Below are 10,717 nucleotides of genomic sequence, written 5' to 3' on the forward strand. Positions count from 1 at the left end.
TCGTTTTTTTCGTCCAAGGCAATCGACATGACCGACATTCAGAACAAGAACTACATCATTGCCCTTGATCAGGGTACGACCAGCTCGCGCGCGATCATCTTCGACCGCGACGCGAACGTGGTCTGCACCGCGCAGCGCGAATTCGTTCAGCACTATCCGCAGGCCGGTTGGGTCGAGCATGACCCGATGGAAATTTTCGCCACCCAGAGCGCGGTGATGGTTGAAGCGCTGGCCCAGGCCGGCCTGCATCATGACCAGGTCGCCGCGATCGGTATCACCAACCAGCGTGAAACCACCGTGGTCTGGGACAAGACCACTGGCCGTCCCGTGTATAACGCGATCGTCTGGCAGTGCCGCCGCAGCACCGAGATCTGCCAGCAGCTCAAGCGCGATGGTCACGAAGACTACATCCGCGACACCACCGGCCTGGTCACCGACCCGTACTTCTCCGGCACCAAACTGAAGTGGATCCTCGACAACGTCGAAGGCAGCCGCGAGCGTGCGCGCAACGGCGAACTGCTGTTCGGCACCGTCGATAGCTGGCTGATCTGGAAATTCACCGGCGGCAAGGTGCACGTCACCGACTACACCAACGCCTCGCGCACCATGCTCTTCAACATTCACTCGCTGGAGTGGGACTCGAAGATGCTGGAGATCCTAGACATCCCGCGCGAGATGCTCCCGGAAGTCAAAGCCTCCTCGGAAATCTACGGTCGCACCAAGAGCGGCATCGCCATCGGCGGTATCGCCGGCGACCAGCAAGCGGCGTTGTTCGGCCAGATGTGCGTGGAGCCGGGCCAAGCGAAAAACACTTACGGCACCGGTTGCTTCCTGCTGATGAACACCGGCGACAAAGCAGTGAAATCCCAGCACGGCATGCTCACCACCATCGCCTGCGGCCCGCGCGGCGAAGTGGCTTATGCTCTGGAAGGCGCCGTGTTCAACGGCGGCTCGACCGTGCAATGGCTGCGTGATGAACTGAAAATCGTCAACGACGCCCACGACACCGAATACTTCGCCAACAAGGTCAAGGACAGCAATGGCGTGTATCTGGTGCCGGCGTTTACCGGCCTTGGCGCACCGTACTGGGACCCGTATGCCCGTGGCGCACTGTTTGGCCTGACGCGCGGCGTACGCGTGGATCACATCATCCGCGCCGCGCTGGAATCGATCGCCTACCAGACCCGCGACGTACTCGACGCCATGCAACAGGATTCCGGCGAACGCCTCAAAGCCCTGCGCGTGGACGGCGGCGCGGTGGCGAACAACTTCCTCATGCAGTTCCAGGCCGACATCCTCGGCACCCAGGTCGAACGCCCGCAAATGCGCGAAACCACCGCACTCGGCGCGGCTTATCTGGCCGGTCTGGCCTGCGGTTTCTGGGGCAGCCTGGAAGAACTGCGCGGCAAGGCAGTGATCGAGCGCGAGTTCGAACCGAGCCTGGACGAAACCGAGAAAGAGAAACTCTACAAAGGCTGGAAAAAAGCCGTCAGCCGCACCCGTGACTGGGCGCGTGAGGACGCTGAATAAGCCAGCCTTGAGTTACACATAGGTATCTAACTGGTCGGGAGCGGATTCCTGCGGCATCATGGGCAAATTTTGCACGGCAGCCCAAAGGAAGCCCCATGAATCTGCCTCCCCGTCAGCAGCAAATCCTCGAGCTGGTCCGCGAACGCGGCTATGTGAGCATCGAGGAGATGGCGACGCTGTTCGTTGTCACCCCGCAAACCATCCGCCGCGACATCAATCAGCTCGCGGAAGCCAATCTGCTGCGTCGCTACCACGGTGGCGCCGCGTACGATTCCAGTGTCGAAAACACCGCGTATGCGATGCGAGCCGATCAGATGCGCGACGAAAAACAACGCATCGGCGAAGCCATCGCCGCACAAATCCCCGATCACGCCTCGCTGTTCATCAATATCGGTACCACCACCGAATCGATCGCCCGCGCCCTGCTCAATCACAGCCACCTGAAAATCATCACCAACAACCTGCACGTCGCCTCGATGCTCAGCGCCAAGGATGATTTCGATGTACTGCTGACCGGCGGCAACGTGCGCCGCGACGGCGGTGTGGTCGGTCAGGCGAGCGTGGACTTCATCAATCAGTTCAAGGTCGATTTCGCCTTGGTCGGCATCAGCGGGATCGATGAGGACGGCAGCCTGCTCGACTTCGATTATCAGGAAGTCCGGGTCAGCCAGGCGATCATCGCCAACGCGCGACAGGTGATTCTGGCAGCGGATTCGAGCAAGTTCGGGCGTAATGCGATGATTCGACTGGGGCCGATCAGCCTGATCGATTGCCTTGTCACCGATCAGCAGCCGGTACCGGCGCTGGCGCAATTGCTGAGTCAGCACAAGATTCGTCTGGAAGTCGTCTGATTCCTCTCCCTCGCTGACCGAACCGACGCCTTCGCGAGCAGGCTCGCTCCCACTCTTGGAATGCATTGCAAAATGTGGGAGCGAGCCTGCTCGCGAAAACAATCGATCAAACAACACATCTTCTGCGCCCCTGCGCGCGTTCATGTTCGAAAATTTTCTTTTAATCGCCCTTCGATGAGTTTTTTCAATCGAACTCGACTGGCTGCGCGCGTGTTTATGGGCTACCATTTTCGCAAATGAACATTTATGTTCGATTTCCAATACAAAATCAAAAGAACCGAGGCCAGCCGATGTCCACCTCTACCTTGCGTACTCCCCCTCTCTCCGAGATCTATGACGTTGCCGTGATTGGCGGCGGGATCAACGGCGTTGGGATCGCAGCGGATGCCGCCGGTCGCGGTCTTTCGGTGTTCCTTTGCGAAAAAGACGACTTGGCCAGCCACACCTCGTCGGCCAGCAGCAAGCTGATCCACGGTGGCCTGCGCTATCTGGAACATTACGAATTCCGTCTGGTGCGTGAAGCGCTCGCCGAGCGTGAAGTGTTGCTGGCCAAGGCGCCGCATATCGTCAAACCGATGCGTTTCGTACTGCCACACCGCCCGCACCTGCGTCCGGCGTGGATGATTCGTGCCGGCCTGTTCCTCTACGACAACCTTGGCAAACGCGAAAAGCTGCCAGGTTCGAAAAGCCTGAAATTCGGCGCCGACAGCGCGCTGAAAAGCGAAATCAAGAAAGGCTTCGAATACTCCGATTGCTGGGTCGATGACGCCCGCCTCGTGGTCCTGAACGCCATGGCCGCCCGTGAAAAAGGCGCGCATGTGCATACCCAGACCCGCTGTGTCAGTGCCCGCCGCACCAAAGGTTTGTGGCATCTGCATCTGGAGCGCGCCGACGGCAGTTTGTTTTCGATCACCGCCAAAGCACTGGTCAACGCCGCCGGCCCATGGGTGGCCAAGTTCATCCGTGACGACCTGAAGATGGAATCGCCGTATGGCATCCGTCTGATCCAGGGCAGCCACATCATCGTGCCGAAACTGTACGAAGGCGAACATGCGCATATTCTGCAAAACGAAGATCAGCGCATCGTTTTCACTATTCCGTACCTGAACCACTTCACTCTGATCGGCACTACCGACCGCGAATACACCGGCGACCCGGCGAAAGTAGCGATCACCGAAGGCGAAACCGATTACGTGCTGAAAGTGGTCAACGCCCACTTCAAGAAGCAGCTCAGCCGCGAAGACATCCTGCACAGCTACTCGGGCGTTCGGCCGCTGTGCAACGACGAATCCGACAACCCGTCTGCGGTCACTCGCGATTACACCCTGGCGCTGTCGGGCAACGCCGAGGAAGCGCCGCTGCTGTCGGTGTTCGGCGGCAAGCTGACCACTTACCGCAAGCTCGCCGAGTCGGCGATGGCGCAGTTGATGCCGTTCTTCACCCAGATGCGCCCGAGCTGGACCGCGACCGCCACCCTGCCCGGCGGCGAAGACATGACCACGCCAGAGGCCCTGAGCGCGCGGATTCGCGACAAGTTCGATTTCGTCCCGACCGAAATCGCCCGGCGCTGGGCCGTCACCTACGGCAGCCGCACCTGGCGCATGCTTGAAGGCGTGGAAAGCCTGGCCGACATGGGTGAGCACATCGGCGGCGGGCTCTACACCCGCGAAGTCGATTACCTGTGCAGCGAAGAGTGGGCCACTACGGCGCACGACATCCTGTGGCGCCGCACCAAGCTAGGCTTGTTCACCACACCGGAGGAACAGCAGACGCTGTCGACGTATCTGGGCAAGGTTGAGCAGAGCCGGAAGATCGAGGCGGCTTGATCTCACCGCTCAAACGAAAGCCCCTGAATCGAGAGGTTCAGGGGCTTTTTGCTAAGCCCGCAAGGCCCGGCTCCACTCCCTCACGAGCCTAAATGTGCCAAAAGAAAATCGATAAACACCCGCGACTTGGGCGGCAGGTGCGGCGTGTCCGCAAACACCAGGCTGATCGGCTGTGAGGGCAGCGAGTATTCCGGCAGCACACGTACCAGATGCCCACGGTCCCTATCGTCTTCAACCATCCACGCCGGCAGCACCGACACGCCCAGCGACGACAAGGTCATCGAACGAATCGCAGTCGATGAATTCGACTGGAAATGACGGCTACCATTGATTTCGACTGCTTCCCCCACACCATCGCGTAAAACCCACTGCGTCGGCGCTAACAGATTGCTGTTGGCAATCCACGGCACGGCATTGAGATCCTGCGGTGTTTTTACCGGGTAGCGGAGCAGAAACCCTTCAGTAGCCACCAGCACAATTTCATAGTCGGCCAGTTTCCGGCTCTTGAAAGCCGAGTCCGCCAGGTTGCCCAGGCGAACCACCAGATCGAGCCGGTCGGCAAGCAGATCATTGAGCGAGGAGTTGAAGTCGTAGCACAGGCGGATGTCGGGATAACGCTCGGCGAACAGCGGAATCAGCGGCAGGATGAATCGCTCGCCGTATTCACTGGTGGAACTGATCCGCAGCGTTCCCGAAACGCGGTTTGTGCGGTGCAATACCCTGTCAAACGCTGTGTCGATATCGGCAACGATGGTTTTGAATTCGTTGTAAAAGCTTTGCCCAGCCTCGGTCAGGGTCACGGCACGACTGTTGCGCAGCAACAGGCTGGTCGACAACGCTGCCTCCAGGGCCTTGATGTGCAGACTGACCATGGCCCGGCTGAGATTCAGATGGCTGGCAGCCTTGGTAAAAGAACCCAGTTCGGCAATCGCCAGAAACGTCTGCACCCGGTTCAAGTGCGTGTGCAGAGCGCCCTGAGTCACGGTTCAATCCCTTCAAACATTGTGTTCAGCTCCATTGCATCGACGATCGGAGTCTATCGCCCCTATGCTCGACGACAAAGGGGAAACACCATGAGTTACCGCTATAAAGTCGCGTCGATTTTCCTGCTCGGCTTCTTTATCGATTGCATCAACATCTTCATGTCGGCGGTGGCGCTGCCCAGTCTGTCAGCTACCTTGCAGGTCAGCAGCGCTTCGGTGGCGTGGGTCGCCAACGCGTACATTCTCGGACTGACGTTGATCATTGCGCTGAGCACCTGGCTGGCCGCGCGTTTTGGCAGTCGTGAAATCCTCACCGCTTCAATGCTGGTATTCAGTGGCTCGGTGTGGCTGTGCGGCCAGGCCGACAGCTTCCATGAACTGGTGATCTGGCGCTTCGTTCAGGGCATCGGCGGTGGCTTGTTGATCCCGGTCGGACAGGCGCTTACGTTCAATCTTTTTCATGGCGAGCAACGCGCGAAAATATCCACGCTGATCATGGCCGTTGCCCTGATTGCCCCGGCGATGTCACCCACCGTGGGCGGCCTCATTGTCGACATCAGCTCCTGGCGCTGGGTGTTCTACAGCACCCTCCCGTTTTCGCTGCTTGCCGCCGGGCTGTCGTGGTGGTGGATCAGGGAAGGCAAACCCGCCGAGCTTCAGCGTCCGGACATCAAAGGCCTGTTGCTGGTCAGCGCGGTGCTCGCCAGTTTGCTGATGGGTATGTCGCTGTACGGCGGCGATTACCCACCGCTGGCAGCGCTGGGTTTTGTCATCGCGGGCCTGACATTCATCGCGCTGTATCTGCTGCATTACCGCCGCTGCAGTAACGCGATCATCGACTTGAGCCTGCTCAGGAGCAGAAAACTCAGCACCTCGATCTTCATCTATTACGCAATTCCGGGGGTGTTCACCGGTGTCAACCTGATGAGTATTTTCTTTTTGCAGAACACCCTGCACTTCAGCGCCCGGCTGACCGGAATGTTCATGATCCTCTATGCCATCGGTGCGTTCATCGCAATGATCCTTTGCGGTCGCGTCTACAACCGGATCGGCGCCAGACGCCTGTTCACCCTCGGCATGCTGTTGCACAGCGCCGGCATCGCCACCCTGGTGCTGGTCAATGAGCCAACTGATCTTTGGCTCATCATGATCGCCTACAGCCTGATGGGCATTGGCGGTGGCATCGGTGCCAATACCGCGCAAACTACCTCACTGATGGACTTCACCGGCGGCGATACGCACAAGGCCAGTGTCATCTGGAACATCAATCGGCAGATGTCTTTCAGCCTCGGCGCCGCACTGTTTCTGATGATCTTCAACGTGCTGCTCCCGCCGCTCGGCACCACGCCGGCCTATCAAGCGACCTTCGCGATTGCCGCGCTGGTCGGGCTGCTGCCGTTGCTGCAGATGAATCAACTGCCCTGCGCAAAGGAACGCCCATGACATACGATCTGATCGAACAAGCCGAACACAGTATCCACCACGTCCACGAGCTGATCCTTCGGGTATTCACTGATGCCGACGGCGCTGGCGCCGCGAGCATCGAGCCGTTGATGCAGGCATTTGCTGAGGATTTCAGCATGGTTGGTATTTCGGGGGACGCATTGACCCGCGTCGAAGTAGAACAACTGTTCAAAGGAGCCGTAGGCGCCAAGGCGGGACTCGATATCGAGATCAGCGATTTGCACACGGTGTGGCAGGAGGACGACATGCTGGCTGTGAGCTACGTCGAAACCCAACGCTTGGACGGCGCTCAACACTCGCGGGTCGCAGTGGCGATCCTGAGCGGACAACCTGAAGGGGTGAAGTGGGTGTATTTGCATGAAACGCCACTGAGCCGGCAAGTCTGAGACCAGGCCACAAGATATTCGGTTTTCCGAACGCGACTCCACAGTCGATTCGGTTAACCGGATCATGCGTTCATAAAATTACCGCCATAAAACTTTAATAACGTTATAAAACAACCGCTTAACTGAGTTCGACTGCTCTGGCACGAGTCATGCTCTACACTCTCTCGACGAATGCCTGCTGTGCCAGCACTTCAGGAGCCGTCAGGCATTCGAAGCACAAAAAGGGCCGACAAACTGGCTCCATAAAAAAAACAATGTCGAGGAAAATTTGATGCGCATCGTTCCCCATATCCTGGGCGCAGCCATTGCTGCCGCTCTGATCAGCACGCCAGTTTTCGCCGCCGAACTCACCGGCACCCTGAAGAAGATCAAAGAGTCCGGTGTCATCACCCTGGGCCACCGTGACGCCTCCATTCCGTTCTCCTATATCGCTGATGCGTCCGGCAAGCCGGTCGGCTACTCGCACGATATCCAGCTGAAGATCGTCGAAGCGATCAAGAAAGACCTCGACCTGCCGAACCTGCAAGTCAAATACAACCTCGTCACCTCGCAGACCCGTATCCCGCTGGTGCAGAACGGCACCGTGGACGTCGAGTGCGGTTCGACCACCAACAACGTCGAGCGTCAGCAGCAGGTCGACTTCTCCGTCGGCATCTTTGAAATCGGTACCCGCCTGCTGTCCAAGAAAGACTCCAAGTACAAGGATTTCGACGATCTGAAAGGCAAGAACGTCGTAACCACCGCCGGCACTACCTCCGAGCGCATCCTCAAGGCGATGAACGCCGACAAGCAGATGGGCATGAACGTCATCTCCGCCAAAGACCACGGCGAGTCCTTCCAGATGCTGGAATCGGGCCGTGCCGTTGCCTTCATGATGGATGACGCACTGCTGGCCGGCGAAGCCGCCAAGGCCAAGAAAGCCGCCGATTGGGAAGTGACCGGCACGCCACAGTCGTACGAAATCTACGGCTGCATGATGCGCAAAGGCGACGAGCCGTTCAAAAAGGCTGTGGATGACGCGATCAAGGCCACCTACGCTTCGGGCGAAATCAACAAGATCTACGAGAAGTGGTTCATGCAGCCGATTCCGCCAAAAGGCCTGAACCTGAACTTCCCGATGAGCGACGAGCTCAAGGCGCTGATCGCCAATCCGACCGACAAAGCGGCTGACGACAAGAAGTCCTGATTTTCTGACTAACCTTATCCCCTGAGGAGGCGCCTGCCTTTTCAGGGGATGGTCACTCCCTGCTGGCATTTTTCTGGAAACACTCGAACCGGTGGCTGTCGAGCCGATCGCGTGTGCCCGGTCTTTGAAAAAAGACTGGGGAGGGAACGGAGTTCCCCAGGCGGGCACTTGTACATCGATCGAATCGAGGGGAGACCCTAATGAATTACAACTGGGACTGGGGCGTGTTCTTCAAGTCCACCGGTGTGGGCAGCGAGACCTATCTCGACTGGTTCATCTCCGGTCTGGGCTGGACCATCGCCATCGCCGTCGTGGCGTGGATCATCGCCCTGCTGCTCGGCTCGCTGCTGGGCATCATGCGCACTGTGCCGAACCGCATCGTATCGGGCATCGCGACCTGCTACGTCGAGCTGTTCCGTAACGTGCCGCTGCTGGTGCAGCTGTTCATCTGGTACTTCCTGGTACCCGATCTGCTGCCGCCGGATCTGCAGGAGTGGTACAAGCAGGACCTCAATCCGACCACCTCGGCCTACCTGAGCGTTGTCGTCTGCCTCGGTCTGTTCACCGCCGCCCGTGTCTGCGAGCAAGTGCGCACCGGTATCCAGGCGCTGCCCCGTGGTCAGGAATCCGCCGCCCGCGCGATGGGTTTCAAGCTGCCGCAGATCTACTGGAACGTGCTGCTGCCCCAAGCCTACCGGATCATCATTCCGCCGCTCACCTCGGAATTCCTCAACGTGTTCAAGAACTCCTCCGTGGCGTCCTTGATCGGTTTGATGGAATTGCTGGCGCAGACCAAACAGACCGCCGAGTTCTCGGCCAACCTGTTCGAAGCGTTCACCCTGGCGACCCTGATCTATTTCACCCTCAACATGAGCCTGATGCTGCTGATGCGCCTGGTCGAGAAGAAAGTCGCGGTGCCCGGCCTGATCTCCGTGGGGGGTAAATAATGGAATTCGATTTCAGTGGCATCGTCCCGGCCATTCCCGGTTTGTGGAACGGCATGGTGATGACCCTCAAGCTGATGGCCATGGGCGTGATCGGCGGGATGATTCTCGGCACGATCCTCGCGCTGTGTCGTTTGTCGCACAACAAGCTGCTGTCGAGCATCGCTGGCGCCTACGTCAACTATTTCCGCTCGATTCCGCTGCTGCTGGTGATCACCTGGTTCTACCTGGCGGTGCCGTTCGTGCTGCGCTGGATCACCGGCGAAGACACGCCGATCGGCGCGTTCACCTCGTGCGTCGTGGCGTTCATGATGTTCGAAGCGGCGTACTTCTGCGAAATCGTCCGGGCCGGTGTGCAGTCGATTTCCAAGGGCCAGATGGGTGCTGCTCAGGCACTGGGCATGAACTACGGGCAGATGATGCGCCTGATCATCCTGCCGCAGGCGTTCCGCAAGATGACCCCGCTGCTGCTGCAGCAGAGCATCATCCTGTTCCAGGACACCTCGCTGGTCTACACCGTGGGCCTGGTGGATTTCCTCAACGCCTCGCGTGCCAGCGGCGACATCATCGGCCGCTCCAATGAGTTCCTGATTTTCGCCGGTCTCGTGTACTTCATCATCAGCTTCGCCGCCTCGCGGTTGGTCAAGCGTCTGCAAAAAAGGTTCGCCGTATGATCTCTATCAAAAACATCAACAAGTGGTATGGGGACTTCCAGGTGCTGACTGATTGCAGCACCGAGGTCAAGAAAGGCGAAGTGATCGTGGTCTGCGGCCCGTCGGGTTCCGGCAAGTCGACGCTGATCAAATGCGTCAACGCCCTGGAGCCGTTCCAGAAAGGTGATGTCGTGGTTGACGGCACGTCGATCGCCGACCCGAAAACCAACCTGCCGAAACTGCGTTCGCGCGTGGGCATGGTGTTCCAGCATTTCGAGCTTTTCCCGCACCTGACCATCACCGAAAACCTGACCATCGCGCAGATCAAGGTGCTCGGCCGCAGCAAGGAAGAGGCGACCAAAAAAGGTCTGCAGTTGCTTGAGCGCGTCGGCCTGTCGGCGCACGCCCACAAGCATCCGGGGCAACTGTCCGGTGGTCAGCAACAGCGTGTGGCGATTGCCCGTGCGCTGGCGATGGACCCGATCGTCATGCTGTTCGACGAACCGACCTCGGCGCTCGACCCGGAAATGGTCAACGAAGTGCTCGACGTGATGGTGCAACTGGCCCACGAAGGCATGACCATGATGTGCGTGACCCACGAAATGGGCTTCGCCCGTAAAGTCGCCGACCGGGTGATCTTCATGGATCAGGGCAAGATCATCGAAGACTGCCCGAAAGAGGAATTCTTCGGCGACATCAGCGCCCGCTCCGAACGCGCGCAGCACTTCCTCGAGAAAATCCTGCAGCACTAAAAGCAACACACCCGCACCCTGTCTGTGGGGTGCGGGCAGCCTGACAATGAGATCCCCTGTGGCGAGGGGATTTATCCCCGTCCGGCTGCGCAGCAGTCGTAAACCCTGTGCATGCGGTCTTTCAGTTAAACCGCAGTGATGG

At 58.9% G+C, this 10,717-nt stretch carries 10 protein-coding genes; 9 read left to right on the plus strand and 1 reads right to left on the minus strand.

Translation table 11 applies throughout. The annotated features are described in order from the left end of the window. Positions 1-27 precede the first annotated feature (27 nt). The 3 genes from glpK to glpD all read left to right on the plus strand — a co-directional run bounded on the left by glpK (position 28) and on the right by glpD (position 4,207). Positions 28-1,530: a glycerol kinase GlpK gene (glpK, locus tag ASG55_RS20890; RefSeq protein WP_024014162.1), complete on the plus strand. Its 1,503-nt coding sequence runs from the start codon at positions 28-30 to the stop codon at positions 1,528-1,530. A 95-nt stretch (positions 1,531-1,625) separates the two neighbouring features. Further along, positions 1,626-2,381 carry a DeoR/GlpR family transcriptional regulator gene (locus ASG55_RS20895; RefSeq protein WP_007953179.1) on the plus strand — a complete coding sequence of 252 codons (756 nt, stop codon included), beginning with the start codon at positions 1,626-1,628 and terminating at the stop codon, positions 2,379-2,381. A gap of 290 nt (positions 2,382-2,671) precedes the next feature. Further along, positions 2,672-4,207, plus strand: a complete 1,536-nt coding sequence (gene glpD / locus ASG55_RS20900) for a glycerol-3-phosphate dehydrogenase (RefSeq protein ID WP_056790032.1) — start codon at positions 2,672-2,674, stop codon at positions 4,205-4,207. 80 nt (positions 4,208-4,287) lie between these two features. On the opposite strand, the gene ASG55_RS20905 is transcribed toward glpD, so the two are convergent. Continuing rightward, positions 4,288-5,175, minus strand: a complete 888-nt coding sequence (locus ASG55_RS20905) for a LysR family transcriptional regulator (protein ID WP_056790359.1) — start codon at positions 5,173-5,175, stop codon at positions 4,288-4,290. Positions 5,176-5,280: 105 nt separating this feature from the next. Between ASG55_RS20905 and ASG55_RS20910 the strand changes: the two genes are divergently transcribed. The 6 genes from ASG55_RS20910 to ASG55_RS20935 all read left to right on the plus strand — a co-directional run bounded on the left by ASG55_RS20910 (position 5,281) and on the right by ASG55_RS20935 (position 10,575). Further along, the gene (locus ASG55_RS20910) at positions 5,281-6,633 is read left to right on the plus strand and encodes an MFS transporter (RefSeq protein ID WP_056790036.1); all 1,353 of its coding nucleotides are present in this window, start codon (positions 5,281-5,283) and stop codon (positions 6,631-6,633) included. Continuing rightward, on the plus strand, positions 6,630-7,040 hold the full coding sequence (locus ASG55_RS20915; protein WP_056790039.1) for a hypothetical protein: 411 nt from the start codon (positions 6,630-6,632) through the stop codon (positions 7,038-7,040). Before ASG55_RS20910 ends, ASG55_RS20915 begins: the two co-directional genes overlap by 4 nt. 271 nt (positions 7,041-7,311) lie before the next feature. Continuing rightward, positions 7,312-8,226 carry a glutamate/aspartate ABC transporter substrate-binding protein gene (locus ASG55_RS20920; protein ID WP_056790042.1) on the plus strand — a complete coding sequence of 305 codons (915 nt, stop codon included), beginning with the start codon at positions 7,312-7,314 and terminating at the stop codon, positions 8,224-8,226. A gap of 200 nt (positions 8,227-8,426) precedes the next feature. Next, positions 8,427-9,173: an amino acid ABC transporter permease gene (locus tag ASG55_RS20925; protein ID WP_056790046.1), complete on the plus strand. Its 747-nt coding sequence runs from the start codon at positions 8,427-8,429 to the stop codon at positions 9,171-9,173. After that, positions 9,173-9,844 carry an amino acid ABC transporter permease gene (locus tag ASG55_RS20930; RefSeq protein ID WP_016773391.1) on the plus strand — a complete coding sequence of 224 codons (672 nt, stop codon included), beginning with the start codon at positions 9,173-9,175 and terminating at the stop codon, positions 9,842-9,844. Before ASG55_RS20925 ends, ASG55_RS20930 begins: the two co-directional genes overlap by 1 nt. Next, positions 9,841-10,575: an amino acid ABC transporter ATP-binding protein gene (locus ASG55_RS20935; protein ID WP_016773390.1), complete on the plus strand. Its 735-nt coding sequence runs from the start codon at positions 9,841-9,843 to the stop codon at positions 10,573-10,575. Before ASG55_RS20930 ends, ASG55_RS20935 begins: the two co-directional genes overlap by 4 nt. The last annotated feature ends 142 nt before the right edge of the window (positions 10,576-10,717 follow it).

Source organism: Pseudomonas sp. Leaf434 (assembly GCF_001425545.1).
GTDB lineage: Bacteria > Pseudomonadota > Gammaproteobacteria > Pseudomonadales > Pseudomonadaceae > Aquipseudomonas > Aquipseudomonas siliginis.